This window comes from Streptomyces sp. WMMB303, assembly GCF_029351045.1.
Taxonomy (GTDB): domain Bacteria; phylum Actinomycetota; class Actinomycetes; order Streptomycetales; family Streptomycetaceae; genus Streptomyces.
Genome location: NZ_JARKIN010000001.1, coordinates 2,776,875 through 2,802,319 on the forward strand (window position 1 = coordinate 2,776,875; position 25,445 = coordinate 2,802,319).

Annotated in this window: 21 protein-coding genes and 1 pseudogene; 9 read left to right on the top strand and 13 right to left on the bottom strand. The window is 72.3% G+C overall.

All coding sequences use genetic code 11. The features are described from left to right. Positions 1 to 67: 67 nt before the first annotated feature. Entirely contained in the window at positions 68 to 733 is a 666-nt protein-coding gene (locus P2424_RS12315; RefSeq protein WP_276475796.1) for a TetR/AcrR family transcriptional regulator, read from the top strand. 202 nt (positions 734 to 935) lie between these two features. Continuing rightward, positions 936 to 1,565: a GNAT family protein gene (locus P2424_RS12320; protein ID WP_276475797.1), complete on the top strand. Its 630-nt coding sequence runs from the start codon at positions 936 to 938 to the stop codon at positions 1,563 to 1,565. Here the strand turns inward: P2424_RS12320 and P2424_RS12325 are convergent. Beyond that, entirely contained in the window at positions 1,555 to 2,358 is an 804-nt protein-coding gene (locus P2424_RS12325; RefSeq protein WP_276475798.1) for a trans-aconitate 2-methyltransferase, read from the bottom strand. The two genes, P2424_RS12320 and P2424_RS12325, sit on opposite strands and share 11 nt — an antisense overlap. Positions 2,359 to 2,429: 71 nt before the next feature. Here P2424_RS12325 and P2424_RS12330 point away from each other — a divergent pair, with 71 nt between their 5' ends. Together P2424_RS12330 and P2424_RS12335 are read left to right on the top strand one after the other, a co-directional pair. Beyond that, a complete protein-coding gene (locus tag P2424_RS12330) occupies positions 2,430 to 2,927 on the top strand; it encodes a MarR family transcriptional regulator (RefSeq protein WP_276475799.1) in 498 nt (165 codons plus the stop codon). A gap of 54 nt (positions 2,928 to 2,981) precedes the next feature. After that, positions 2,982 to 3,743 (top strand): SDR family NAD(P)-dependent oxidoreductase, encoded by a 762-nt coding sequence (locus P2424_RS12335; protein WP_276475800.1) that lies wholly within the window; start codon positions 2,982 to 2,984, stop codon positions 3,741 to 3,743. 113 nt (positions 3,744 to 3,856) lie between these two features. Here the strand turns inward: P2424_RS12335 and P2424_RS12340 are convergent, their stop codons facing one another. The 5 genes from P2424_RS12340 to galT form a co-directional block, all read right to left on the bottom strand. After that, positions 3,857 to 4,279, bottom strand: coding sequence for a PPOX class F420-dependent oxidoreductase (locus P2424_RS12340; protein WP_276475801.1), 423 nt, complete (start codon positions 4,277 to 4,279; stop codon positions 3,857 to 3,859). Positions 4,280 to 4,398: 119 nt separating this feature from the next. Beyond that, on the bottom strand, positions 4,399 to 5,313 hold the full coding sequence (locus P2424_RS12345; RefSeq protein WP_276475802.1) for a LuxR C-terminal-related transcriptional regulator: 915 nt from the start codon (positions 5,311 to 5,313) through the stop codon (positions 4,399 to 4,401). A gap of 332 nt (positions 5,314 to 5,645) precedes the next feature. Next, positions 5,646 to 6,812, bottom strand: a complete 1,167-nt coding sequence (gene galK, locus P2424_RS12350; RefSeq protein ID WP_276475803.1) for a galactokinase — start codon at positions 6,810 to 6,812, stop codon at positions 5,646 to 5,648. Then, a complete protein-coding gene (galE, locus tag P2424_RS12355; protein WP_276475804.1) occupies positions 6,809 to 7,807 on the bottom strand; it encodes a UDP-glucose 4-epimerase GalE in 999 nt (332 codons plus the stop codon). The genes galK and galE overlap by 4 nt, the downstream gene beginning before the upstream one ends. A 93-nt stretch (positions 7,808 to 7,900) precedes the next feature. Continuing rightward, positions 7,901 to 9,013: a galactose-1-phosphate uridylyltransferase gene (galT, locus tag P2424_RS12360; protein WP_276475805.1), complete on the bottom strand. Its 1,113-nt coding sequence runs from the start codon at positions 9,011 to 9,013 to the stop codon at positions 7,901 to 7,903. 258 nt (positions 9,014 to 9,271) lie between these two features. Between galT and P2424_RS12365 the strand changes: the two genes are divergently transcribed. Then, positions 9,272 to 10,942, top strand: coding sequence for a sodium:solute symporter family protein (locus P2424_RS12365; protein ID WP_276475806.1), 1,671 nt, complete (start codon positions 9,272 to 9,274; stop codon positions 10,940 to 10,942). A 28-nt stretch (positions 10,943 to 10,970) separates the two neighbouring features. Beyond that, positions 10,971 to 11,282, top strand: coding sequence for a hypothetical protein (locus P2424_RS12370; RefSeq protein ID WP_276475807.1), 312 nt, complete (start codon positions 10,971 to 10,973; stop codon positions 11,280 to 11,282). A 109-nt stretch (positions 11,283 to 11,391) separates the two neighbouring features. Here the strand turns inward: P2424_RS12370 and P2424_RS12375 are convergent, their stop codons facing one another. The 7 genes from P2424_RS12375 to P2424_RS12405 all read right to left on the bottom strand — a co-directional run bounded on the left by P2424_RS12375 (position 11,392) and on the right by P2424_RS12405 (position 22,852). Further along, positions 11,392 to 12,066 (bottom strand): LuxR C-terminal-related transcriptional regulator, encoded by a 675-nt coding sequence (locus P2424_RS12375; protein WP_276475808.1) that lies wholly within the window; start codon positions 12,064 to 12,066, stop codon positions 11,392 to 11,394. A gap of 265 nt (positions 12,067 to 12,331) precedes the next feature. Further along, the gene (locus P2424_RS12380; RefSeq protein ID WP_276475809.1) at positions 12,332 to 14,140 is read right to left on the bottom strand and encodes a hypothetical protein; all 1,809 of its coding nucleotides are present in this window, start codon (positions 14,138 to 14,140) and stop codon (positions 12,332 to 12,334) included. Between the two features lie 149 nt (positions 14,141 to 14,289). Beyond that, positions 14,290 to 15,633 (bottom strand): PQQ-binding-like beta-propeller repeat protein, encoded by a 1,344-nt coding sequence (locus P2424_RS12385; protein ID WP_276475810.1) that lies wholly within the window; start codon positions 15,631 to 15,633, stop codon positions 14,290 to 14,292. Positions 15,634 to 15,982: 349 nt separating this feature from the next. Beyond that, positions 15,983 to 17,842, bottom strand: a complete 1,860-nt coding sequence (locus P2424_RS12390; RefSeq protein WP_276475811.1) for an ABC-F family ATP-binding cassette domain-containing protein — start codon at positions 17,840 to 17,842, stop codon at positions 15,983 to 15,985. Between the two features lie 119 nt (positions 17,843 to 17,961). Continuing rightward, positions 17,962 to 18,879 carry a DMT family transporter gene (locus P2424_RS12395; protein WP_276475812.1) on the bottom strand — a complete coding sequence of 306 codons (918 nt, stop codon included), beginning with the start codon at positions 18,877 to 18,879 and terminating at the stop codon, positions 17,962 to 17,964. A gap of 186 nt (positions 18,880 to 19,065) precedes the next feature. Beyond that, a complete protein-coding gene (locus P2424_RS12400) occupies positions 19,066 to 20,700 on the bottom strand; it encodes a penicillin-binding transpeptidase domain-containing protein (protein WP_276475813.1) in 1,635 nt (544 codons plus the stop codon). A gap of 355 nt (positions 20,701 to 21,055) precedes the next feature. Then, a complete protein-coding gene (locus tag P2424_RS12405; RefSeq protein WP_276475814.1) occupies positions 21,056 to 22,852 on the bottom strand; it encodes a phospholipid carrier-dependent glycosyltransferase in 1,797 nt (598 codons plus the stop codon). 78 nt (positions 22,853 to 22,930) lie between these two features. On the opposite strand from P2424_RS12405, the gene rsmI reads away from it, so the two are divergent. The 3 genes and pseudogenes from rsmI (at position 22,931) to P2424_RS12420 (ending at position 25,401) form a co-directional block, all read left to right on the top strand. After that, positions 22,931 to 23,785: a 16S rRNA (cytidine(1402)-2'-O)-methyltransferase gene (gene rsmI, locus P2424_RS12410; protein WP_276475815.1), complete on the top strand. Its 855-nt coding sequence runs from the start codon at positions 22,931 to 22,933 to the stop codon at positions 23,783 to 23,785. 333 nt (positions 23,786 to 24,118) lie between these two features. Continuing rightward, positions 24,119 to 24,379 (top strand): annotated as a pseudogene (locus P2424_RS12415) (hypothetical protein); the annotation flags it as partial. Positions 24,380 to 24,498: 119 nt separating this feature from the next. Then, positions 24,499 to 25,401 carry a TatD family hydrolase gene (locus P2424_RS12420; protein WP_276475816.1) on the top strand — a complete coding sequence of 301 codons (903 nt, stop codon included), beginning with the start codon at positions 24,499 to 24,501 and terminating at the stop codon, positions 25,399 to 25,401. Positions 25,402 to 25,445: the final 44 nt, after the last annotated feature.

The window sequence follows — 25,445 nt, forward strand, 5'->3', positions numbered from 1 at the left end:
GCTGACCCAGGGGCCACGCCAGGCCCATGGGGCCGCAGCCAGCCAGCCGACAGGGAAGGCCCCTCCCGTGCCGACCGACGAGACGCCGCCGCCGTCCAGCGGCAGCCCCAAGAAGCGCGCCCGCCGCCGGATGACCGGCAAGGAGCGTCGCGAGCAGTTGCTGGACATCGGCCGCACCCTCTTCGCCGAGCGCGGCTTCGAGGGCACGTCCGTCGAGGAGATCGCACACAAGGCCGGGGTGTCCAAGCCGGTGGTCTACGAGCACTTCGGCGGCAAGGAGGGCCTGTACGCGGTCGTCGTCGACCGGGAGATGCGGCGCCTGCTGGACATGGTGACCGGAGCGCTCACCGGGGGCCACCCCCGCGAGCTGCTGGAGCAGGCCGCCTTCGCGCTGCTGGACTACATCGAGCAGTACACCGACGGCTTCCGCATCCTGGTGCGGGACTCGCCACTTCCCCAGTCCACCGGCACCTTCGCCTCGCTGATCTCCGACATCGCCACCCAGGTCGAGGACATCCTCGGCCGCGAGTTCAAGAACCGCGGCTTCGACGCCAAGCTCTCCCCGCTCTACGCCCAGGCCCTCGTCGGCATGGTGGCCCTGACGGGACAGTGGTGGCTCAACGTCCGCAAACCGAAGAAGGCCGACGTGGCGGCGCACCTGGTCAATCTCGCCTGGCACGGCCTCGACGGTCTGGAGCAGAAGCCCCGCCTGATAGGCCACCGCCGGTCCTGACCCCGGCAGCGCGGGCGGCCGGTGCCGAGGGGCGCCGGCCGCCGCGCCGGTGGGCACCGCCCACGGGCATCCCCCGAGACCGCCTCCGGGCCGCGGACGCACGAGGACCCGCCCGGAAATCCGTTCGGGCCGGGGCTGAGGTATGCAAAGCTCCCTTCGCGGTGTGCCCAAAGGGGCGCACACGGGAACGTGGAGGACGGCGATGTTCGGAATACCGCTGGGGGACGACGGAACCGAGCTGCGCCCGCTCGAACCGTGGCAGGCCGAGGAGTTCCTGGCCCACATCGAGCGCGGGCGGGAGTTCATCGGCCGGCACGTCGGACTGGCGGACGCCAACCGGGATCTGGAGTCGGCCCGCGCCTTTCTCACGGCGTACGCGCAGAAGACCGCCACCGACACCGGGCGGATCCTCGGCATCCGGACCGCGGAGGGCACGCTGGTCGGCGGGGTGCTCCTGCGCACGATGGACGTGGCCCAGGGCACCGCGGAGGCCGGCTGCTGGCTGGAGCCGGCCGCGGTGGGCCGGGGTCTGGTGACCCGCGCTGTGCGGGTCCTGATCGACTGGGCGGTCGAGGAGCGCGGGCTGCACCGCGTGGAGTGGCAGGTGCCCTCGGCGAACGAGCCCAGCATCGCGGTCGCCCGGCGTCTGGGCATGACGAAGGAGGGCGTGCTGCGGGAGATGTTCCTCTACCGGGGCGAGCGGACCGACATCGAGGTCTGGTCGGTCCTGGCCCCGGAGTGGCGGGCCGCCAAGGCCGCCGAACGGGCGGCGGGTTCCGATCACCGCGGTGCCGGCCGAGAACCGGTGGACGCGGATCCCATCAGCGCTTGACGGCGACCACGAAGACGCGACGGAAGGGGAACGCCGTGACCCCGTCGGCGCCGCGCGGATAGGCCTGGCGGAGCGCCGCCGCGTACTCGGCGAGGAAGTCGTCCCGTGCGGCGGGGTCGTCGGACAGCGCGGCCAGCACGGGGCGGAGGGCGGTGCCCTTGGTCCATTCGAGCACCGGGTCGGTGCCGGTCAGCCGGTGGAGGTAGGTGGTCTCCCAGGCGTCGACGGCGCAGCCTCGGGGGCCGAGCGGGGCGAGGAGGTCCGCGTACCGGGCCGGGGTGAGCACCGTGCCGGAGCGGGTCCGTGCACCGATCCGGTCGCGCCAGCGCGCGGAGTCGCACAGTGCGCTCAGCAGGGTGTGGCTGGGGGCTTCGACGTTGCCGGGCACCTGGAAGGCCAGAGTGCCGCCGGGCGGCAGGGCCGCGAGCCAGTCGGGGAAGGCGTGCCGGTGTCCGGGTACCCACTGGAGCGCCGCGTTGGAGAAGAGCAGTCCGAAGTGCTCGGCGGCGTCGGGACGCCAGTGGGCGAGGTCGGCGGGGGCGAAGTCGAGGCGGCCGGGGCGGGTGTGCTTCTCGGCCTCCCGTAGCATCTCGGGGGCGTTGTCGTACCCGGTGATGTGCGCCTCGGGCCAGCGTTCGGCCAGCGGGAGGCTGGGGCCGCCGGGGCCGCAGCCGAGATCGGCGATCCTGACGCGCGGCTGCCCCGGCAACCGCTCGGGTACCTGTGCCAGTAGATCGTGGACGGGGCGCAGCCGCGGCCCGGCGTGCCGGAGATACTGCTCGGGGTCCCACATGGCAGCAGGGTGCCCCGGGCATCTCTTGACGTCAAGAGACTTCACGTCGACACAACCTCTACACTGATCCCATGGAGGACGAGGTCGACCGTTTGGTGGCAGCTTGGCGCCGGGAGCGCCCTGACCTCGACGTTGAGCCGCTCGAGGTACTCAGCCGGGTCAGCAGACTGGCCCGGCACCTGGATCGCGCCCGGCGCATCGCCTTCTCCGAGCACGGCCTGGAGCCGTGGGAGTTCGACGTGCTGACCGCGCTGCGCCGGGCGGGCACCCCCTACCAGCTCTCCCCCGGTCAACTGCTCACCCAGACCCTGGTCACTTCGGGCACGATGACCAATCGCATCGACCGGCTCGCCAAGAAGGGGCTCGTCGAACGACTGCCCGACCCCAGCGACCGGCGGGGCGTCCTGGTCCGGCTCACCGTCGAGGGGCAGGACCGGGCCGACAGCGCACTGGCCGGACTGCTCGACCAGGAGCGCGCCATCCTCGTCGAGCTCTCCCCCCTGCAGCGTGGCGAACTCGCATCGCTGCTGCGGCAGCTGACGGCTCCGTTCGACAACATCCCCGGCTGAGCACACTCCCGGGCGCACTACCCCGGCGGGTACCCGGCCCGTACGATCACGCGCATGGCCATGGGCGCGCGGTTCGAGGGACGTACGGTCGTCATCTCCGGAGGCGGCCGCGGCATCGGTGCCGCGACGGCACACCGGCTGTCCGACGAAGGAGCGGCGGTGGTCCTCCTCGACAAGGAGGAGGCCGGGGCGCACCGCACCGCACGGGAGATCACGGCCTCCGGCGGGCGGGCCGCGTTCGTCCTCGGAGACGTCACGGACGAACCGGCCTGGCAACGCGCCGTGGAGACAGCGCACGCGGGCTTCGGCCCGGTGGACGGACTCGTCTGCAACGCGTCGCTGCTGCACGAGGGCGCCGCCGACCGGATCTCCGTCCCCGTGTGGGAGGCCCAGCTCGGGGTGAACCTGACCGGAGCCTTCCTCGGAGTGCGCGCCTGCCTCCCGGATCTGCGCGATCAGGCCGGTGCGGTGGTGCTGACCTCTTCCGCGCAGGCCCTCGCCGGGCTGCCCGGACGCCCCGCGTACGCCGCGGCCAAGGCGGGGATGACCGGACTCGGCCGCCAGCTCGCCGCCGAGTTCGGCCCCCGGGTACGGGTCAACTCCGTGCTGCCCGGCCCGATCATGACGCCCGCCTGGGACGCAGTTCAGGAGGAGGACCGGCGGCAGGCCGCCGGGGAGACGGTGATCGGCCGGCACGGGCGCCCCGACGAGGTGGCCGCCGCCATCGCCTTCCTGCTCTCGGCGGACGCGTCCTTCGTGACCGGCGCCGAACTGGTGGTGGACGGGGGGTGGAGCGCCGCCGGGAACGCGGGGTGAGCGACGGCCGCAGCTCTCCCGCTCATCGAGCCCGGCACCGCGACCCGCGGCACCGCGATCCGCGGTGCGCACGGGCTCGCGGCCCCGCCGTCCGCCACTCGGCCCACGGCCCCTCAGTCGGCGATGCCCGCGAAGGCGACGGCCCGCTCGACGCGGGCCCGCACCAGGTACTCGCCCGGGACGGCGTTGCGCCTGCCGTACTCGTCCCCGCGGTCGGGGCCCATGTAGCGGCCGCCGAGCCGGGTGGCCCAGGAGCGCATCAGGTCGAGGTCGTCGAGGAACTCGGCCGCCTCGCATTCCAGCATCACGAAGCTGTACGGGGGCTCCTGGTCGTCCACGCAGAGGGAGAAGCGGGGATCCCGGCGCAGGGAGCGGTACTTGAGCGAGGCGCTGTCCACCGTGAACAGCAGCCGGCCCGCGTCGTCCAGCAGGAACCACACCGGGGTGACGTGCGGGCGGCCGTCCTTGCGGGTGGTCGCCAGTTTGCCGGTGCGGGTGCCCGTCAGGACGAAGTCCCGCCACTGGTCCTCGGTCATCCGTCGCATTCTCGTCCTCCGCAGCCGTCCGTCGATCTCGGGTGAGCGGACGTCAGCCTAGGACGGCGCACCGACAGCGGCCCGCCACTCGCACCCCGGCGGGGCGGCGCGTGGCCGGGTCAGCGCGCCCCCACCGGCTCCAGTTCGGCCGGGCCCACCCCGGCGCGCCGGGCCAGGGCCACCGCCTGCAGCGTGGAGTGGACGCCCAGCTTGCCCAGGACGTTCTGCATATGGGTGCGGACCGTGTGCGGCGACAGATACAGCCGCTCGGCGACGGCCTTCCGGCCCAGGCCCGCCACCATGCACCGCAGCACTTCCCGCTCGCGCGGGGTCAGCGACTCCACGAGGCGTTCGCTCTCGGTGCGGTGCTTTCGGCTGGCCGTCAGCTCCCGGAGGACGCCGGTGAGGAGGGCGGGCGGCAGGTGGGTCTCGTCCTTGAGGACACCGCGGATCACCTGCAGGAGCCGGGAGAGGGAACAGTCCTTGGCGACCCAGCCGCCCGCGCCTGCCTGGAGCGCCGCGGCGGCGTGCCGGGGATCGTCACGCTCGGCCAGGACGACGGTGCGCACCGCCGGGTAGTCGGCCCGGACGCGCGCCACCAGGGGTAACCCGCCCACGGTGGCGGACGGGGACGGCGGGTCCGCGGCGCCGCCGGAGCTGCCGGGGGCGCCACCCGGGGCCGGCGGAGCTTCGTCCTGGGCACCGCGCGGGGTGCCGGAGGCGGGCTTCTCGCCGTTGCTCCGCGCCGCGCCCGGGCCGAGCGGGGGGCCCGCCTGGGCCGGGATCGGGACGGGAGCGGGCAGTGCGCCGTTCCCGGGCTGCGCTGTCCCGTTCAGCGGTGCGCCCAGATCGGCGTCCACGAGCAGGATGTCGAACCGGCGGCCCTCGGCGGCGCCGCGCTCCAGATGGCGCAGCGCGGCCGGTCCACTGCCCGCCGCGCCGACTTCGACATCTTGTTCGGCCGCGAGCGCGGCGGCCAAGGACTCGGCGAAAATGCGGTGGTCGTCGACCACCAGCACGCGAATACGTTGCATGGAACCCCCTGGCAGTGCGGGCACGGCGCCCATGCGCGGGGAAACGCGCCATCGACACGGCCGCCGCCGTGTTCGCTGTCTACCCCGCCCCCGGACGTCGTACCCGGCTGACTCGCCCCCTGATCAGCACCGGCCCCCACCGGTGCTGTGCACAAGGTTCAGAGTACGGGCGAGCTGTGACAACGGAAGGCAATTGACAAAAGTCGTTGTACCCGTGCCCCCTGGGGGCGCGCCAGGGCGCGTGGGGAGCGCACCCGTGCGGCCGCGCCGCACCCGCGAATCGCGGGCGGGGCTCAGCCGGGCGCGAGGATCTCCGGACGGGCGCGGCCGTCTCACATCCGGCGCGCGCCCGCGCTCGGCACCGCTTCGAACAGGTGCGGCACCGCATGGCCCGCCGCCTCGAACGCGGCGGTCACGGCCTCCCCGACGGCGCCGCTGCGGGAGTCCTCGGCCAGGACGATCGCCGAGCCGCCGAAGCCGCCGCCGGTCATCCGGGCGCCGAGCGCCCCCGCGGCGAGCGCCGTGTCCACCACCAGGTCCAGTTCCTCGCAGGAGACCCGGAAGTCGTCCCGCAGGGAGGCGTGTCCGGCGGTCAGCACCGGTCCCACCGCACGCGGGTCGCCCTGTTCCAGCAGCGCGACCACCTCCTCGACCCGCCGGTTCTCGGTGACGACGTGCCGGACGCAGGCACGCACCCCGGGGTCGGGCAGCCGGGCGAGAGCGGCGCCGAGTTCCCCGTGCGGGATGTCGCGCAGTGCCCGTACGCCGAGGGCCGTCGCGCCCGCCTCGCACGCCCGACGGCGTTCCGCGTAGGCCCCGTCGGCCAGGGTGTGCTTGACCCGGGTGTCGACGACCAGGAGCCGCAACCCCTCGGCGGCGAGATCGAAGGGTATCTGCCGCCGGGTCTGCTCACGGGTGTCCAGGTGCAGCACATGGCCCTCGGTGCAGCAGGCGGAGGCCGTCTGGTCCATGATTCCGCAGGGCATGCCCACGAAGTCGTTCTCGGCCCGCTGGCACAGCCGCGCCAACTCCTGCCGGGACAGCTCCAGCCCGTACAGCTCGCTCAGCGCGAGCCCGGTGACCACCTCCAGGGCAGCCGATGAGGAGAGCCCGGCGCCGGTCGGCACGGTGCTGGTCAGGTGCACATCCGCACCGCCGACCGGCAGCCCCGCCTCCCGCAGCGCCCAGCCGACACCGGCCGGATAGCCGGCCCAACCGCCGTCCGCGCCGGGCCGCAGGTCGTCCAGCCGGAGCCGGTGGGCGGGGCCGGGTACATCGGCCGAGTGCAGCCGCAGGACGCCGTCGTCGCGCCGCGCGGCGGCCGCGTGCACGGTGTGCGGGAGGGCGAGCGGCATCACGAAGCCGTCGTTGTAGTCCGTGTGTTCGCCGATGAGGTTGACCCGGCCCGGCGCCGCCCAGGCGCCCTCCGGTGCGGTGCCGTAGATCTCCCGGAACCCGTCCCGCACGTCCCGGGTGTGCTGCCCGGTGTCGTCGCTCACGCCGTGGCCTCCGGGGCGCGCTCCCGCTCGGTGTGCCGCGCGAACCGCCAGGCGTCGGACACGATCTCCGCCAGTCCGGCGCGCCGGGGGCGCCAGCCCAGTTCCCGGTGGGCCCGGTCGGCGGAGGCCACCAGTACGGCCGGGTCTCCGCCGCGGCGCGGCCCGACCTGCTCGGTGACCTCGTGCCCGGTGACTTTGCGGACGGTCTGGACGACCTCGCGGACGGAGAAGCCGCTGCCGTTGCCGAGGTTGCAGATCAGGTGCTCGCCCGAGGCGGCCCGGTCGAGGGCCAGCAGATGCGCGTCGGCGAGGTCGGCGACGTGGATGTAGTCGCGCACGCAGGTGCCGTCGGGGGTGGGGTAGTCGTCGCCGTACACCGAGATCGCCGGGCGCCGCCCCTGCGCGACCTGGAGCACCAGCGGGATCAGATGCGACTCGGGGTCGTGGCGCTCGCCGTAGGCGGTGCCGTCGGCGGCGAAGTAGGCGCCGGCGACGTTGAAGTAGCGCAGCGAGACCGCGGCCAGGCCGTGTGCCCGGCACTCGCCGCCGATCATGTGGTCGACGGCCAGCTTGGACGCGCCGTAGGGGCTGGTGGGTGCCGCGGGGTCGGTCTCGGTGATCGGGGTGCGCTCGGGTTCGCCGTAGACGGCTGCGGTGGAGGAGAAGACGAGGGTGCGCACGCCGGCCGCGCGCATGGCGGCCAGCAGGTCGACGGTGCCGCCGACGTTGTTGCGCCAGTACTTCTCGGGCTGCTCGACCGACTCGCCCACCCGGGAGTGCGCGGCGAAGTGCAGGACGCCGTCGTAGGAGGAGTCCAGCACCCGGGCCGCTTCGCCCAGCCCGCCGCTCACGAACTCGGCGCCGCCGGGGACGGCCCGCGCGAAGCCGGTGTCGAGGTCGTCCAGGACGGTGACGGTGTGGCCCGCCTCCAGCAGGTGCGCCGCCACGACGCTGCCCACATATCCGGCCCCGCCGGTCACCAGGTACTTAGCCATTGCGCCTGTCCTTTGCTCGGGTCGCTTCCGGGCGCACGCGGGCGCCGGGTGCGCCGGGTGCACCGCACACGAAACCACCTCTTGCTGTGCGCTTCACGACGCCACCTCGCGGAGCCGCGCGGCCGCGGACTCCGGCGGCACGTCGTTGATGAACACGTCCATTCCGGACTCGGAACCGGCGAGGAACTTCAGCTTCCCGGGAGCCCGGCGGATGGTGAACAGCTCCAGGTGGAGGGCGAACTCCGCGCGGCTCGCGAGGCCCGGTTCCGGGTCGGTGCCGAACGGTGCCTGATGCCAGGCGGCGATGTAGGGGGTGCGGACCGCGGTTTCGCCGAAGAGGCGGTCGAAGCGGCGCAGCAGTTCCAGGTAGATCCCGGGGAACTCGGCGCGGGCCGGTTCGCTCAGCCCGAGCAGGTCGGGCACCCGGGAGGTGGGGTGCAGGTGCACCTCGTAGGGCCAGCGCGCGGCGTGCGGGACGAAGGCGATCCAGTGCTCGCCCTCCAGGACGATCCGCTCTCCGGCGGCGCGTTCGGCGGCGACCAGGCTCTCGAAGAGGTTGCCGCCGGGGCCCGCGGCGTGTTCGGCCAGGGAGCGCAGCATCCGGGCGGTCCGCGGGGTGGTGAACGGGTAGCCGTAGATCTGGCCGTGCGGGTGGGAGAGGGTCACCCCGATCTCCTCGCCGCGGTTCTCGAAGCAGTACACCTGCTCGACGCCGGGCACATGGGACAGCTCGGCCGTGCGGTCGGTCCACACGTCCAGGACGAGGCGGGCCTGCTCCTCGTCCAGGTCGGCGAAGGAGGCGCGGTGGTCGGAGGTGAAGCTGACGACCTCGCAGCGGCCGGCGCCGGGCATCTGCCGGAAGACCCCGGCGGGGCCGTCGGCCCGCTGCGGGCCGGGTGCCCCGTGGAAGGAGGGGAAGCGGTTCTCGAAGACGGCGACGTCGTAGTCGGACTCCGGGATCTCGCTCATCCGCCCGTCGCGGGAGGGGCACAGCGGGCACTCGTCGGCCGGCGGGTGGTAGGTGCGGGCGTTGCGGTGCGCGGTGACGCCCACCCACTCGTCCAGCAGCGGATCGTGCCGGGCCTGGGCGTGGGCTTCCATGGCGGGCATCGGGCGCCGGTCGGCGGCGGTGCGGACGGCGTCGTCGTGGAGGTCGTAGTAAACGATCTCGCGGCCGTCGGCCAGACGGCCTGAGGTCTTCTTCACCGGGTGGCTCCTCGTTCCTGGACCTCAAACATAATCACACACAAGGAACCACGAGCCAACAGAGTCTTCAACAGGGGGCAGCGCCCGATCCCAGCCCCTACCGGCCGAGAACAGGACAGGCGAAGTGGGGCAAAGTGCCGCCGTCAACCGTCGACATTCATCACAATCAAACAAACTCCCGCAACAGGACCTTTCAAAAACTGAAACCTCGGCGGTACGTTCACGTGCGTTCCGATCGCGCAATGAAGCGAGTGACCCATGTTGCACTTGGCCGAAGGGCTACGGCTCCCCACCAACGGACTCGACTACACACTCCTCGGCATCTACTTCGCCGTCGTGCTCGGGATCGGCTTCGCCGCCCGGCGCAGTGTGAAGACCAGTCTCGACTTCTTCCTCTCCGGCCGGTCGCTCCCCGCGTGGATCACCGGCCTCGCCTTCGTGGCGGCCAACCTCGGCGCCACCGAGATCCTCGGCATGGCCGCCAACGGCGCCCAGTACGGCGTCTACACCGTGCACTGGTACTGGATCGGCGCCATCCCGGCCATGGTCTTCCTCGGCCTGGTGATGATGCCGTTCTACTACGGCTCCAAGGTCCGCTCGGTGCCCGAGTTCCTGCTGCACCGGTTCGGCCCCTCCTCCCACCTGCTCAGCTCGATCATCTTCGCGGTCTCCTCGGTGCTGATCGCGGGCGTGAACCTCTACGCGCTCGCGCTCGTGCTGAAGGCGCTGCTGGGCTGGGAGCTGTGGATCTCCATCGTGGTGGCGGGCTTCTTCGTGCTCGCCTACATCACGCTCGGCGGCCTCTCCTCGGCGATCTACACCGAGGTGCTGCAGTTCTTCGTCATCCTCGCCGCGCTGATCCCGCTCACCGTCGTGGGCCTCAAGCGGGTCGGCGGCTGGGGCGGCATCAGCGACACCCTCTCCGGCGAGAAGGGCGGCGCCTTCATGACCGCCTGGGACGGCACCGGCATCGGCTCGGCCAACCCACTGGGCGCCAACTGGCTGACCATCGTGCTGGGCCTGGGCTTCGTGATGAGCTTCGGCTACTGGACGACCAACTTCGCCGAGGTGCAGCGCGCGCTGTCCGCCAAGAACCTCTCGGCCGCCAAGCGCACCCCGTTGATCGCCGCCTTCCCCAAGATCTTCATACCGGCGGTCGTGGTCATACCCGGCCTGATCGCGCTCGTGATGGAGCCGACCCTGGGCAAGCACGAGGATGGGCTGCAGTACAACGACGCCATCCCGGTGCTGATGCGCGACCTGCTGCCCAACGGGGTGCTGGGCATCGCGGTCACCGGTCTGCTGGCGGCGTTCATGGCCGGTATGGCGGCCAACATCTCCTCCTTCAACACCGTCTTCACCAACGACATCTGGGCGGCGTACCTGAAGAAGGACCAGCCGGACGAGCACTACGTCAAAACGGCCCGCTGGGTCACCGCCGTCGGCGTGCTGATCGGCATGGGGACCGCGTTCATCGCATCCTCGTTCAGCAACATCATGAACTACCTGCAGACGCTGTTCTCCTTCTTCAACGTGCCGCTGTTCGTCGTGTTCATCATCGGCATGTTCTGGAAGAAGACCACGCCGGCCGCCGGCTTCTGGGGCCTGCTGAGCGGCACCGCCGGCGCGATGGTGAACTACTTCTGGTTCTACAAGCACGGCGTCATCGACATCCCCAGCGACCAGGGCGCCAACTTCGTCTCCTCGATCGTCGCCTTCGTGCTGGGCGCCGCGGTGATGGTGGTCGTCACGCTGTTCACCCGGTCCAAGCCGGTCGAGGAGCTCGCGGGGCTGGTGTACGGCACCCGGTCGCCCGGCGCGGAGGAGCCGCCCGGCGAGGGCGACGACGCCTGGTACCGCAGGCCCGCGCTGCTGGGCTGGGGCGCGGTGATCCTCGCGGCCCTCTGCTACATCCCCTTCTCCTTCTGAGCCCCGACGCGAAGGACACTGAAGCGCAATGAACGACAACAGCACCGAAAAGCCCGCCGCCCAGCAGGTGGCCACGAACGTCGAGGAGCTGGAGCGGCGCTCCCGCACCGCGGCCCGCCTCTTCGACGTACGGCGCATCATCGGCGGCCTGTTCGTGGTCTACGGCGTGCTCGTCACCCTCGCGGGGATCTTCGCCTCGGAGGAGGACCTGAAGAAGGCCCAGGACATCAACATCAACCTGTGGACCGGACTCGCCATGCTGGTCCTGGGTCTGGGATTCCTGCTGTGGCTCCGCCTCAGCCCCACGATCCCGCCGCCGGCGCCGGAGGACGAGGAGTAGGCGGCTCCCGCCCCCGTCCGCGGCGCCCGGAGCCGCGGACGACCGGAGCCACCGGCCAACAGAGCGCGGACGGCACCTGCTCCCGGCGTGCGCAGCGCGTGCGCCGGGCTCAGCCGCCCGCGCCGCCGACCCGCTCCAGCAGTCCCGTGCGGGCGGCGAGCGCGGCCGCCTCCAGCCGCGAACCGACTCCCAGCTTCATCAGCACCCGCTGCACATGGGTGCGTGCCGTGCTGGGGGCGATCCGCATCCCGGCCGCGATCAGCCGGGTGTCCTCGCCCTCGGCGACCCGCACCAGCACCTCCACCTCCCGCGGGGTGAGCATCTGCAGCAGCCGGGCACCCTCGTCGTCGGGCTCGGCGGCCGGGTTGAGCAACTCGGCGAACGACTGGCTCAGCAACTGCGGTGCCACGGCCGCCTCACCGGCCCGCGCCTTGACCATGGCCCGCTCGACGCCCTCGATCCGCTCGTCGTGCCGCACATAGCCGGACGCCCCCGCCGCGAAGGCGGAGGCGATCCCGCGCGGGTTCGGCACCGGGCCGAGCACCACCACCGCGATCTGCGGCTTCTCTCTCTTGATCCGCACCACCGGATCGAAGACGCCCGGCTCGGCCGGCGTCGCCGTGCCCAGCAGGCACACCTCCGGTGCCCTGCTGATGACCAGTTCGGCCGCGCCGCCGCTGGGCGCGGCCGCCGCGAGCACGCGGTGCCCGCGCAGCTTCAGTGCCGAGGCAAGGGCCTCGGCGAGCAGGCGGTGATCGTCGACCACCATGAGCCGCACGCTCATCAAGCTCGCTCCCCCCACACACGCTACGGATGGCCCCGCACCCCCCTGCGCAGCCCGTCTCTTGTTCCCCGGGAAGCTACACGCTCACTCGGCGTTCCGCGCCCCTTACGGGCTGAAATCCCCAAGGGAGGGCTTGAAGACGGCCCCCGGAACGGCCGACGGCCCGCCACGGGGTGCCGTGGCGGGCCGTCGGGTGTGGGTCAGAACGGGGACGGTTCCCCGTCCCCGCGCCGCGGCTGCGCCGCCGCGCGGGGGTCCGGCGGGTTCACTGCGGTCCGAAACCGGCCGCCAGCTTGTCGAAGGGGTCGTCGTAGTCGCCGTCGGGCTTGGAGACGGTCGAGGAGTTCAGGAAGAGCCTGCCGCTCTCGAAGCGCAACGGCTCCCGCAGGCTGCTCGCACTGATGTTGAACGCCTGCTCGCCCTCGCCCTGCTCGACCCGCGGCATCTTCAGCAGCAGCGTCTGCTTCCCCTTGCCGGGCTCGATGCTGACGACCTCGCCGCCCGCGTCGTAGTCCGGCAGCTTGTAGGCGAGGAGATTGGGACCGTCCATCCGGATCGGCACGAAGCTGCGCTTCTCCCCGGCCTCGGCCTTCCACTTGGTGTTCCCGCTGTTGAAGTCGAACGCCATGATCTCGTTCGTCCGGCCGTACTCGGCCTTGCCGCTGTGCTCCTCCGTCGCGAGGTAGACGGTGTCCTTGCCCACCGCGATGTTGTAGCAGCTGTCGACCTCGACGCCGCAGGGGCGGACGTAGTTGTCGTCGATCGAGATCCGGGCCTTGAGCTTCTTGTCCTCACCGACCGTCATGACGTCGCTGGTGAGTTCGCTTCCGGCGCCGACCACCAGGACGAGCGGATCGGTGGAGGCGATCCGTACGTTCTTCGCGCCCTTGGGCACGTCGAACTTCCAGGTGGCCTTGCCCTTGTTCTTCGGGTCGAGCCGCTGCACGCTGATCTGCGGCTTGGAGAAGCTGCCGCACTCGGTGACGGCGTACAGCTCCTTGCCGCCCGAGTAGCCCTCGTCCCGGCAGTTGCTCGACTTGCTCTTCCACAGCTGCTTGCCCGAGGGGATGTCGTAGGCGGCGGAGCCGCCGATCCACGCGGAGGCAACGGTGTCGCCGCTGATGGCCACGTTGTCGTTGGACGACTCGTCCTTGGCGCCGGACATCTTCTCGTCCATGACGATCTTCCCGGTGTCCACGTCGACCGCGACCATCCGGTTGCAGGAGGCGTTGCTGGAGATCGTCTCGCGCACGACCATGGCCACCTCGTGGCGCTCCGTCATGCCGTTCGAGGCGCTGCACACCTCGCCCTTCAGCGAGACCGGCGACTTCTGCTCGTTGGTCTTGAGGTCCACGATCAGGAGTTCCTTGACGGAGACCTTGGCGAACACCTTGTCCGTGGCCCAAGCCCCGGGAACCTTGGTGTAGTCCTTGACCTTGGGGTCCTTGATGCTGAACAGCTCGTCGCCCTTGGTGCTCTTGGGCTTGGTCTCCAGACCGTCGCCCTTGGACTTCTGCGAACCGCCCTTGGACTCGTCCTTCTTCCCGCCCTCGTCATCGCCGCGGGTGAACAGGAACACGCCCGCACCGGCGATCAGCACCACCGCGACGGCGGCCGCGATCAGGGCGATGAGCTTGGTGTTCTTCTTGCCGCCCCCCGGGCCTCCGGGAACGGGGCCGCCGGGACCTCCGGGCCCCTGGTATCCGGGCGGCGGCTGCTGACCGTAGGGGCCGGACTGACCGGACTGACCGTAGGGCGCCGCGGGCTGGCCGTAGGCCATCGTCGGGGCGCTGTGCTGGCCGCCGGCCGGCGGACCGGCGGGTCCGGGCGGGCCAGGCGGCGGGCCGGGCGGCCCCGGTGGCGGTCCGGGCGGGCCGGGCGGGCCCGGCTGCTGCGGATAGCCGTAGCCGCCCGGCGGTGGCGACTGCGGGGGCTGCGGCGGCTGCTGAGGCGGCTGTCCGGGCTGCTGCGGATAGCCGTAGGCCGGCTGCCCCTGCGGATCGCGCGGGGGCTCCTGGGGTGTGCCGAAGCCCCCGGACGGCGGCTGGCTCGGTGGCGGAGGCGGCTGCGACATGACATTCCCTTGGTACGGGCAGACCGGGCGCCCGGCGCCTCAAACCCCCGTAGGGCCGAGCGAATCGGACATCATGGCCCACCATCGGCAGACTTCTGAGCGGACATTCTTTCTACCACCGGACTCCCGGGACCCGGATCCCGGTTCCGTCACCGTCCGGTACCGAACCCCATGGCCAGCGGAGCCTTCTCCTTGGCGTCGGTGTCGTTCTTCCCGTACAGCAGGCTCCGTTGCAGGAAGAGCCGGCCGCCCACGTAGAGCGCGGGGGCGCTCCTGCTCATCGTCGGCACCCGGAAGCGGCTCTGCTGCTCGGCGGTCTCGTCCGGCAGCCGCAGCAGCCCGTGCTGCTCCCCGTCCCCCGGGGACACGCTGACGACCTGGCCGCCCTTGTCGTAGGTGGGGGTCACGTACGCGATCGCCTTGTCGCCCCGCGTCCCGATGGGGAAGACCGTGCGGCCCTCGCCCGCACGGGACTTCCACTTCGGCTCACCGCTGTGGAAGCCGAAGCCCATGACCTCGTTGGTGCGGGACAGGGAGTCGTCGCTCTTGCCCGAGTGCTCCTTGGTCGCGATGTAGACCATGTCCTCGGTCGCCACGACGTTGAAGCACGCCTCGCTGCCCAGATCGCCGATGCCGCAGCCCGGTTCGTAGCGGTCGCCGAGACTGAAGGTGGCGGCGATCGAGCCCTTGTCGTCGATCGTCATGACCTCCGACTCCGATGCGTCTCCCGTGCCCAGCACCAGCACGATCGGATCGGTGTCCACGACGCGGACGGCGCGCCCGTCCCGCAGGTTGTGGGGCAGCCGCATGTCCCAGGTGGAGTGGCCGGTCTTCGGGTCGAGTTGGTTGAGCGTGAGCGAATTGTCACACTCCAGGACCACCAGCAGCCGGGCACCGCCGCCGTACCGGCTGTGCTCGCAGGTCTCGCCGGTCTCCTTGCTCTTCCACAGCGGGTCGCCGCCCTCGATGGGGAACGCGGCGAAGCCGCCGATCCAGGAGAGCGCGACCGTGTCCTGGGCGACGGTCAGGTTCACGTCGCCGCCGCCGAAGATGGTGTCGCCTATGGGAATGGGCTGGTCCCACAGCTTCTTGCCACTGTCGACGTCGAAGACGGCGACGGAGTTGCAGCCGCCGCTCCCCTTCTCGAAGGCGACGGCCGTGCGGTGGTCGTCGGTCATGTGCGGCGACGCCGCGCAGACCGGGCCGCCCAGCGGGATGCGCCAGGCGCGTTTGCCGTTCATGCGGTATCCCTCGATCGCGTTGATCGAGGACTTGGCATAGATCTTCTCGGTGACCCAGCTCCCGTCGGCGCCCTGGGCGTCCTTGACATGAGTGTTCGGCTGCTCGAGAGAGAAGAGCTGCTTCGCGTGGCTGCCGCCCGCCACGGCCGGCCCGGAGCCCCCACCGCCCTTGTCGTCCCCGCCACCGGAGGAGAAGAGCCATATGCCGCCCGCGACCAGCACCACGGCGACCACCGCCGCGAGGATGCGCACCGCTTTGGGGCTGCGGCCGCGCGGCGCGAACGGCCCACCGGCTCCCGGCGGCGGAGGCGGCAGTTGCGGGCCGGCCGGGTAACTGCCGTGCGACGGCCGGCCGAAGCCCGGGCCGGACGGCGGCGCCGCGGGCGGCGCGGCGGGAGGTGCCGGCGGCTGCTGCGGTACCGGTGGCTGCTGCTGCGGTGGCGCCGGCTGCTGTGCCGGTGCCTGCGGCGGTGGCGGCTGCGCGGGTGGATTCCAGCCACCCTGGGGAGGCGGACCGGACGGTGGAGGCGGCGGCTGTGTCATCGCGGTTCCTCAGGAAGGAGCAGGGCGCCCCTTTCTACCACCATCACCGAAGCAGTTGTCATGCACCCTCGGTATCGGCCAGTTCCAGCCAGCGCATCTCCAACTCCTCGCGCTTCTCGCGCACCTCGCGCAGTTCGCCGTCCAGCCCCGCCACCCGCTCGAAGTCGGTCGCGTGCTCGGCCATTTCGGCGTGCAGAGCCGCCTCGCGCTGCTCCGCCTTCTCCAGTTGGCGCTCGATCCGCTGCATCTCCTTGTGCGCCGCGCGGGAGAGCGCGGCCGGCTTGGCCGGCTCCTTGGCCGACCGGTCCGACCCGCCCGCGGTCCGGTCCGCCGCGGCGGCGGGCGCCGACGCGGCGGCCGCGGTCTCCATCCGGGCCCGGCGCTCCAGATACTCGTCGATGCCCCGCGGCAGCATCCGCAGGGTGGCGTCGCCCAGCAGCGCGTGGACGCGGTCGGTGGTGCGCTCGACGAAGTACCGGTCGTGCGAGATGACCACCAGCGAGCCGGGCCAGCCGTCCAGCAGGTCCTCGAGCTGGGTGAGGGTCTCGATGTCCAGGTCGTTGGTCGGCTCGTCCAGGAAGAGGACGTTGGGCTCGTCCATCAGCAGCCGCAGGATCTGCAGCCGCCGCCGCTCGCCGCCGGAGAGGTCGCCCACCGGCGTCCACTGCTTCTCCTTGGCGAAGCCGAACCGCTCGCACAGCTGCGAGGCCGTCATCTCCCGCCCCTTGCCCAGGTCGATGCGGGAGCGGACGGCTTCCACGGCCTCCAGGACCCGCAGCGCCGGGTCCAGTTCGGCGACCTCCTGGGAGAGGTAGGCCGGCTTCACCGTCCTGCCGACCTTGATCCGCCCCTCGGTGACCAGCGGCGAGGGCTGTTCACCTCCGGTGGCGGCGGTGTCGGCCAGGGCACGCAGCAGCGAGGTCTTGCCCGCACCGTTCACGCCCACCAGGCCGACCCGGTCGCCGGGGCCCAACTGCCAGGTGAGCTGCTTGAGCAACAGCTTCGGACCGGCCTGCACGGTGACGCCCTCCAGGTCGAAGACCGTCTTGCCCAGCCGGGAGTTGGCGAAGCGCATCAGCTCCTGGCTGTCCCGGGGCGGCGGCTCGCCCTCGATCAGCGCGTTCGCCGCCTCGATCCGGAAGCGCGGCTTGCTGGTGCGGGCCGGGGCGCCGCGCCGCAGCCAGGCGAGCTCCTTGCGCATCAGATTCTGCCGCTTGGACTCCTCCTGCGCGGCGATGCGCTCCCGCTCGGCGCGGGCGAAGACGTAGTCGGAGTAGCCGCCCTCGTACTCGTGAACCGCGCCGCGCTGCACGTCCCACATGCGGGTGGCGACCTGGTCGAGGAACCAGCGGTCGTGGGTGACGCACACCAGCGCGGAGCGGCGGGCACGCAGGTGTCCGGCGAGCCAGGAGATGCCCTCCACGTCGAGGTGGTTGGTCGGCTCGTCCAGCACGATCAGGTCCTGCTCGGCGATGAGCAGCTTGGCAAGCGCGATCCGCCGGCGCTCGCCGCCGGAGAGCGGGCCGATCACGGTGTCCAGGCCCTGCGGGAAGCCGGGCAGGTCCAGGCCGCCGAACAGTCCGGTGAGCACGTCGCGGATCCGCGGGACGCCCGCCCATTCGTGGTCGGCCAGGTCGCCGACCACCTCGTGCCGGACGGTGGCCTGCGGGTCGAGGGAGTCGTGCTGCGTCAGCACGCCGACACGCAGCCCTCCCGCGTGGGTGACCCGGCCCGCGTCCGGTTCCTCCTCGCGGGCCAGCACCTTGATCAGGGTGGTCTTGCCGTCGCCGTTGCGGCCCACGACTCCGATCTTGTCCGCCTCGTTGACGCCCAGCGAGACGCTGTCGAGGAGGGCGCGGGTGCCGTGCACCTTGTCGACGGTTTCCATGTTGACGAGGTTGACGCGGTTGCCAGCCATCTCTCTCCTGTTGGGGGCCGGACCCCAGGGTAGCTCTGTCCCGGCCGCCGCCGGGCAGCGGCCGGGTCCCTCCCGGGCGGCACCGCCGGGCACCGGGCCGCGGGCCGGTACCCGGGGCTTCAGGTGCCGTGCAGCATCAGCGCTATGCCGCCCACCATCAGCACGCTCGCCGCGGTCCTGGGCCAGCCGAAACGCTCCTTGAAGAAGAGGGCGCCGATCGTGGCCCCGGCGATGATCGACGACTCCCGCAGCGCCGCCACCGGTGCCAGCGGTGCCCGGGTCTGCGCCCACAGCACCAGCCCGTAGGCCAGCACCGACAGCGCCCCGCCCAGCAGCCCGCGCAGAGCCACCGGGCGCAGCTCCGCGACCAGGGCGCGGCGGCGGGTGAGCAGGGCCCAGGCCGGGATCGCCAGCCCTTCCAGCAGCATCAGCCAGGCGATGTAGCCCAGCGGGCTGCCCGCGGCACGCACGCCGACCCCGTCCACGACGGTGTACGACGCGATGGCCAGGCCCGTGCACACGGCGGCGGTCAGCGCGGGCCACTGCGGACCGGCACCCGGGCCGGAGGCCGCCTCGCCGGAGCCGGAGGCCGCCTCGCCGGCGTCCGTTTCCGGAGAGCGCCCCGCACCGCGCAGTCCCCACAGCGCCACGCCGACCAGTCCGGCGGAGGCCAGCAGCACCCCGGCGAGCTGCCATCCGTCGGGCATCTCGTGCACGAAGACGGCCGCCAGCACCGTCACCACCAGCGGCGCCGTTCCACGCGCGATGGGGTACATCTGCCCGAACTCGCCCATCCGGAAGGAGCGCATCAGCAGTGCCTGGTAGACGACGTGCAGCGCCGCCGAGACGAGCAGCGGCGGCCAGGCCCCGGCGGCCGGGAGCGGGACGAAGCAGGCCAGCGCGGCACCGCACACCGCGCCGCCGCTGCCGACCAGGGTGAAGGCGAGCAACTGGTCGCGGATGCCGTGTGCCAGCGCGTTCCAGGTGGCGTGGGTGAGCGCCGCGGCCAGCACCGCGGCGACGACTATCGGAGTCACCCCGCGCTGCCGGAGGCAGTGCGGTCACGGAGTCGCTGCGTCATGCCCAGGACGCTACCGTCGCGCTGATCAGTGCTTTTACCGGGGTGTCCGGACCGTCGACGGCGGTGCGGTACGGGTCCGGGCTGCGGAGTGCCCGCCGGCCGGTACGGCGTCGCCGTACCGGCCGGGGCGGACGGCTCGGCCTCAGCCGCGGGCGGCGTCCAGCACCTTGCGGACGATCGGGCCGGCGTTCTCGTTACCGTGCCCGGAGGCGGGCACGACAGCCGCCGCGGCGGCGTCACCGGAGTACGCGGTGAACCAGGCGTTCGGCTTCTTCTGCCCGTCGACCTCCGCGGAGCCGGTCTTCGCTCCGAAGTCCCCGCTCATCCCGGCCATCGGCTGGGCCGCGGTGCCGCCGGTGGCGGTGACCTTCATCAGGGACTTGAGGTCCTTGTGCACGCCCGGCTTCATGGCGCGCGGCGCCTTGGCGAGGGTGCGGTCGTCGACCGACGGGGGCACCACGTACGGCTGCCGGAAGGTGCCGTTCTGCACGGTGGCGGAGACGGACGCCATGTTGAGCGGGTTCATCCGCACGCCGCCCTGGCCCATGAGCGAGGCGGCCATCTGGGCGTCGGACTGGACCGGGACCCGGCCGTCGAACGTGGTGGTGCCGGTCTTCCAGTTGAGGCCGATGCCGAAGACGTCCCGGGCCTCCTTGGTGAGGTCGTCGTCCTTCAGCTCGGGCGCCTGGCTGATGAAGGCGGTGTTGCAGGAGCGGGCGAAGCTCTGCGCGAAGGTGCCGTGCTTGATCTCGAAGTTGTCGTCGTTGTGGAACTTCCAGCCGCCGTACGTGAAGTACTTGGGGCACGGGTGGGTCTTGCCGGGCGAGGCGAGGCCCTTGTCGAGCAGCATGGCGCTGGTGACGACCTTCATGGTGGAGCCGGGGGCCAGCGAGCCCTGCAGCGCGCTGTTGAAGCCCTTGGCGGGGGAGTTGGCGATGGCCAGGATCTCGCCGGTGCTGGGCTTGACGGCGACCACGGAGGCCTTCTTCTTGCCCTTGACGGCGGCCTCGGCCGCACGCTGCGCCCCGGCGTCGATGGTCGTCTTCAGCTTTCCGGGCGTGGGCTCGGAGAGCTGGTGCAGCACGGTGTCGGTCTTGCCCTTGGCGTCGACGATGCGCGTCTGCACGCCCGGGGAGCCCTCGGTCTTGTCGCCGTAGCGCTTGCCGATGTCGCGGATCACCCCGGCGAGGGCGGGGTGGTCCTCGGCACTGAGCGCCGAGCCGTCCCGGTCCACGGCGGTGACGGGCGGGGTGCCCGACTCGTCGGTGACGATGGTCCGGCCGTCCTTGAGCTTGGGGTGCAGCACGGAGGGCTTCCACTCGACCACGGGCTCGCCGGTCTTCGCGGCCCGGACGATCTTCAGCGCCGAGTCGTACTTCCAGGCGGCGTCCTTCTTGCCGTAGGCGACCCGCGCGGTGACGCCGAAGGGCACCTTCTCGCCGTCGGCCGCCTCGGGGGTGGCCGCGACCTTGGAGACGTGGGCCTTGCTGCGGAAGGCGCCGAGTGCCTTGGCGGCCGCTGCGGAGTCGTCGGTCAGCGCGGCGGCCTTCTTGGTGTCGCCCTCGGCCCAGGCGCCCAGGAATTCCTTGGCGGCGGTGCGCACTTCGGCCGCGCTGAGCGGGCCCTTCTTGGCCTCGGCCGCCTTGCTGTCCGCGGCGACGGTGCTCTGGGCCTCCTCGTCGTCGCTGCCGACGAGGGCGTAGACGCCGACGCCGGCGAGCCCGACGACGGCGGCCGCGACCCCGCCGATCACGGCCATCTTCTGTGTGTCGCGCATCCGCGTTCTGCCCCTCCACCCGCCTTGGCCCGGTCTGCCGGCCGAAGTCCTGACGCGTGGCACCCTAGAGCACGTCCATGACAGAACGTGCCCTCGTATGCCCGTTCAGCCCCTTCTGCCGGTGTTCTGCTCCCCCGTGTGGCCCGGATTCCGCCGGTGGCCGGCGGTCCGGACCGAGGAACGGAACCGCCGCCCCTCGGGGCCGCGCTGCCGCGGCCCCTGGGGCAGACGAGCAGCGCGGGGCGATCGGTTCCGTATCACGGCCTTGTGTCCGAATCGCGATCTTCGCTGAGCGTTTTCGTGACCTGCCAGTTCACTTGGCAGGCCCTTCCGGTCGGAGTGCGCCCACTTCAGGTCAGATCCAGGAGTCAAGCCACATCCGGTGCCGCCACTCGCCCAGCGGAATCGTCTGCCCGGTGTAGATCGGCCAGAAATAGACGAAGTTCCAGACGATCAGCAGCCCGACCACGCCCACCCCGACCACGCCCAGGGTGCGCCGCCTGTCATCCGCACCCGGCGGCCCGGTCAGCGCCCCGGCCGCCATCGCCAGGCCGAGGCACAGGAAGGGGAGGAACACCACGGCGTAGAACAGGAAGATGGTGCGCTCCTGATACAGGAACCAGGGCAGATAGCCGGCGGCGACGCCGCACAGGATCGCGCCCGCGCGCCAGTCGCGGCGCAGCAGCCAGCGGTAGCCGACGTACAGGAGCGCCACGCAGGCGGCCCACCACAGCACCGGGGTCCCCAGCGCCAGGACTTCGCGGGCGCAGCCCTCGGCCTTGTCGGTGCAGCCGTCGGAACCCGCCTCGGGCGACTCGTAGAAGTAGGAGACGGGACGGCCCAGGACCAGCCAGCTCCATGGGTTCGACTGGTAGGTGTGCCCGGAGGTGAGGTTGACGTGGAAGTCGTAGACCTCGCTCTCATAGTGCCACAGGCTGCGCAGCGGCCCCGGCAGCCAGCCCCACGGGCCGGCCGCTCCCTGCTCGTCCGCCCAGCTCCGGAAGTAGCCGCCGGAGGTGGCGAACCAGCCCGTCCAGGAGGCGACGTAGGTGGCCACCGCGACGCAGGGCAGGGAGAGGAACGCGGGCACCGCGTCCCGGGTGAGCATGGCCGGCACCGGGCGGGAGGCGCCCGCGGTACGGCGCGCCCCCACGTCCCACAGGACGGTCAGCAGCCCGAAAGCGGCCAGCACGTACAGGCCGTTCCACTTGGTGGCGCAGGCCAGCCCGAGGCACACCCCGGCCGCCAGCCGCCACGGCCGCAGGCCCAGTCGCGTCCGGTCCGCGACGGCCGCGTCGGGCAGCGGAGCGCCGCTGCCGTCACCCGCGTCGCCACCGGCCCGCGGCAACCGGGCCGCGAGCCGTTCCCTGGACCTGTCGCGGTCGACGAGCAGGCAGCCGAACGCGGCCAGCACCCAGAACATCACCACCAGGTCCAGCAGCGCGACCCGGCTCATCACGAAGTGCAGCCCGTCCACGGCCATCAGGGCACCCGCCAGGCAGCCCAGCGTCGTGGAGCGGAACAGCCGGCGCCCGATGCGGCACAGCATCAGCACCGACAGGGTGCCCAGCAGCGCCGTCATGAACCGCCAGCCGAACGGGTCGAGCCCGAAGGCGGCCTCGCCGAGCCCGATCACCCACTTCCCGACGGTCGGGTGGACGACGTAGGAGCCCTCCGGAGAGAGCGGGATGCGCTGCGGATCGCCCAGGATGCGCTCGTTGGCGTTGTCCGGCCAGGTCCCCTCGTACCCGAAGTGGATCAGCGACCAGGCGTCCTTGGCGTAGTACGTCTCATCGAATATGACGGCGTGCGGCGAGCCGAGCTGCCAGAACCGCAGGGCTCCCGCGAGGAGCGCGACCAGCAGCGGTCCGCCCCAGGCCGCCCAGCGCGCCAGCCGCAGCGACACCTCGGGCCCCAGCCCGAAGACGGCGCCCACCCGCGGATCGGGCGCAGGGAACGGCGGGGTGAGGCGTTCGCGGACACCGGCGCGCGGCCGGGCCGCGTAGCCGAAGCGGCGCAGCCGCACCTGCCACGGGGGGAGCGGCGGCGGGCCGCCCTCGTCCCCGGCGCTGCCCTCGCAGCCCGGGCCGCCGGGCCCGTCCTGCCTGCGGTCGGCGTCCCCCACGGTGTCACTGGTCGTCACGCGGGCCATCGTAGGGACCGCGCGGACGGCGTGTGCCGCCGCGTCACCGCTGCGGGATCGGACGGGTGACGCTGCGAGGATGGACGGGTGACTGGAACGCTCGTCCTCGCCGGGACCCCCATCGGTGACCCTTCCGACGCCCCGCCGCGCCTCGCGGCCGAGCTGACCGCCGCCGACATCGTCGCCGCCGAGGACACCCGTCGGCTGCGCAGGCTGACCCAGGCGCTCGGCGTGGCCCCGGGCGGGCGGATCGTCTCCTACTTCGAGGGCAACGAGGCCGCCCGCACGCCGGAGCTGGCCGAGGCGCTGGCGGGCGGCGCCCGGGTGGTGCTGGTGACCGACGCCGGGATGCCCTCGGTGTCCGACCCGGGCTACCGGCTGGTGGCCGCCGCCGTGCAGCACGGGGTGCGGGTGACCGCGGTCCCGGGCCCCTCCGCGGTGCTGACGGCGCTGGCGGTCTCGGGGCTGCCGGTGGACCGGTTCTGTTTCGAGGGGTTCCTGCCGCGCAAGCCCGGCGAGCGGCGCGGCAGGCTGCGCGAGGCGGCCGAGGAGCGCCGCACCCTGGTGTACTTCGAGGCGCCGCACCGGCTGGAGGCCACGCTCACCGCCATGGCCGAGGTGTTCGGCGCGGAGCGGGAGGCCGCGGTGTGCCGGGAGCTGACCAAGACCTACGAGCAGGTGCGGCGCGGCCCGCTGGCGGAGCTGGCCGAGTGGGCCGCCGAGGGCGTGCGCGGGGAGATCACGGTCGTGGTCCGGGGGGCCGAGCCGCCCGCAGCGGGCGAGGCGGACGCGGCGGAGCTGGCGCGCCGGGTCGCGGAGCGCGAGGCCGCGGGCCAGGTGCGCAAGGAGGCCATCGCGGAGGTGGCCCGCGGCGCCGGGGTGCCCAAGCGGGAGGTCTTCGACGCGGTGGTCGCCGTGAAGAACGCCGGGCCGCGCCGATAGCGCGCGAGGGGCGCGGGTGCGCGCGAGGGGCGCGGGTGCGCGCGCCGAGCGCGGGCGCGCGCACCGGCGTGGAAAAGGGTGCCGAATTGCGGATGTGCGCGGCGGAAGCAGTGGTGGGCGCGCGGGTGAGCACAGGAATCCACGCTTGAGCGGTAAATATGAGTAAAGGACTTTTGCGGATACGCAAAGGGAATGCCCATGGAAGCCCTCCACCTTGACGCCCGGCCAAAATCTCCACAAACGAAGAGAAAGGACCGCCGGTCCCGCCTTTCGGACGGCGGTCGCAAGGAGTGCACTGGCAGTGGGCGTATCCGCCCGAAGGAAGGAGCTGCCATGAAGCACGAGAGCGGCAACAGCACGGACCTGGCCGACCAGACTCGGGAGACGGTGCACGAGGCGTACTCGTTCGCCTGCATGAAGTGCGGGCACGGGTGGGAGCAGGACTACGAGATAGAACACCTCGAATACACCGACGGCAGGCCCCTGGTCGTGTATTACGCGGACGGCAAGCGCGTCCCCTCGCCGCTCACCAAGCCCACGTGCCGCTTTTGTGACGGACATGTCGTCCGCATCATGCGCTCGGGGCGGGTCTCCAAGGCCGAGGCGGCGCGGCCGCACCACTGAGGACGTGCGCCGCGGGTCGCGAGCCGGGGCCCCCGCCGGGCTCCGCCTCGGTGCGGACCGGAGGGACGGCGGGTTCTATGATCGCCGGTATGTCCCCCTCCGCGACCCCTGACGACGCAGCGCACTCCGCGGCCGGGACCGCGGCCACGAACGCCGCGAAGGCTCGGGCGGCACAGGCACCTCCGCCGCCGCCCGAGCCGCTCGCGTTCCCGGTCGCGGACTCCCACACCCACCTGGACATGCAGGAGCCGGCCGTCGCCGACGCGCTCGCCGCTGCCGCCGCCGTGGGCGTGACCACGGTCGTGCAGGTCGGCTGCGACCTGGAGCGCTCCCGCTGGGCCGCCGAGACGGCGGCCACGTGGCAGAACGTGTGGGCCGCCGTCGCACTCCACCCGAACGAGGCCCCCCGGCTGAGCGCCGAGGGCGGCGAGGAAGCGCTGGACGAGGCGCTCACCGGGATCGAGAAGCTCGCCGCCCTCCCCCAGGTACTGGCGGTCGGCGAGACTGGCCTGGACTACTTCCGCACCGGCCCGGAAGGCGTCGCCGCCCAGCAGCGCTCCTTCCGCGCCCACATCGAACTCGCCAAGCGGCTGGACAAGGCGCTGGTCATCCACGACCGCGAGGCGCACGCGGACGTACTGCGCATCCTGGAGGAGGAGGGTGCCCCCGAGCGGACCGTCTTCCACTGCTTCTCCGGGGACGCGGAGATGGCGAGGCTGTGCGCCGCCAAGGGCTGGTTCATGTCCTTCGCCGGGAACATCACCTTCAAGAACGCCCAGCCGCTGCGCGACGCCCTCGCGGTGGTCCCGCCCGAACTGCTGCTGGTCGAGACGGACGCACCGTTCCTGACCCCCGCGCCCTACCGCGGCCGCCCCAACGCGCCCTACCTGATCCCGGTGACGCTCCGCGCCATGGCCCGGACCAAGGACCTGGACGAGGAGCGGCTGGCCCGCCACGTGGCCGCGAACACGGCCCGCGCCTTCGGCTACTGAGTCCCCCGCCGGGAGCTGCGGCACCGCCCGGCGGTCCGGCGCAC

What these genes read in the sequence shown, in the direction of transcription:
- P2424_RS12320 (WP_276475797.1), top strand. Translation starts at nt 936, where the DNA reads ATGTTCGGAATACCGCTGGGGGACGACGGAACCGAGCTGCGCCCGCTC.
- P2424_RS12325 (WP_276475798.1), bottom strand. Translation starts at nt 2,358, where the DNA reads ATGTGGGACCCCGAGCAGTATCTCCGGCACGCCGGGCCGCGGCTGCGC.
- P2424_RS12330 (WP_276475799.1), top strand. Translation starts at nt 2,430, where the DNA reads ATGGAGGACGAGGTCGACCGTTTGGTGGCAGCTTGGCGCCGGGAGCGC.
- P2424_RS12335 (WP_276475800.1), top strand. Translation starts at nt 2,982, where the DNA reads ATGGCCATGGGCGCGCGGTTCGAGGGACGTACGGTCGTCATCTCCGGA.
- P2424_RS12340 (WP_276475801.1), bottom strand. Translation starts at nt 4,279, where the DNA reads ATGACCGAGGACCAGTGGCGGGACTTCGTCCTGACGGGCACCCGCACC.
- P2424_RS12345 (WP_276475802.1), bottom strand. Translation starts at nt 5,313, where the DNA reads ATGCAACGTATTCGCGTGCTGGTGGTCGACGACCACCGCATTTTCGCC.
- galE (WP_276475804.1), bottom strand. Translation starts at nt 7,807, where the DNA reads ATGGCTAAGTACCTGGTGACCGGCGGGGCCGGATATGTGGGCAGCGTC.
- P2424_RS12365 (WP_276475806.1), top strand. Translation starts at nt 9,272, where the DNA reads ATGTTGCACTTGGCCGAAGGGCTACGGCTCCCCACCAACGGACTCGAC.
- P2424_RS12370 (WP_276475807.1), top strand. Translation starts at nt 10,971, where the DNA reads ATGAACGACAACAGCACCGAAAAGCCCGCCGCCCAGCAGGTGGCCACG.
- P2424_RS12375 (WP_276475808.1), bottom strand. Translation starts at nt 12,066, where the DNA reads ATGAGCGTGCGGCTCATGGTGGTCGACGATCACCGCCTGCTCGCCGAG.
- P2424_RS12380 (WP_276475809.1), bottom strand. Translation starts at nt 14,140, where the DNA reads ATGTCGCAGCCGCCTCCGCCACCGAGCCAGCCGCCGTCCGGGGGCTTC.
- P2424_RS12390 (WP_276475811.1), bottom strand. Translation starts at nt 17,842, where the DNA reads ATGGCTGGCAACCGCGTCAACCTCGTCAACATGGAAACCGTCGACAAG.
- P2424_RS12400 (WP_276475813.1), bottom strand. Translation starts at nt 20,700, where the DNA reads ATGCGCGACACACAGAAGATGGCCGTGATCGGCGGGGTCGCGGCCGCC.
- P2424_RS12405 (WP_276475814.1), bottom strand. Translation starts at nt 22,852, where the DNA reads ATGGCCCGCGTGACGACCAGTGACACCGTGGGGGACGCCGACCGCAGG.
- P2424_RS12420 (WP_276475816.1), top strand. Translation starts at nt 24,499, where the DNA reads ATGTCCCCCTCCGCGACCCCTGACGACGCAGCGCACTCCGCGGCCGGG.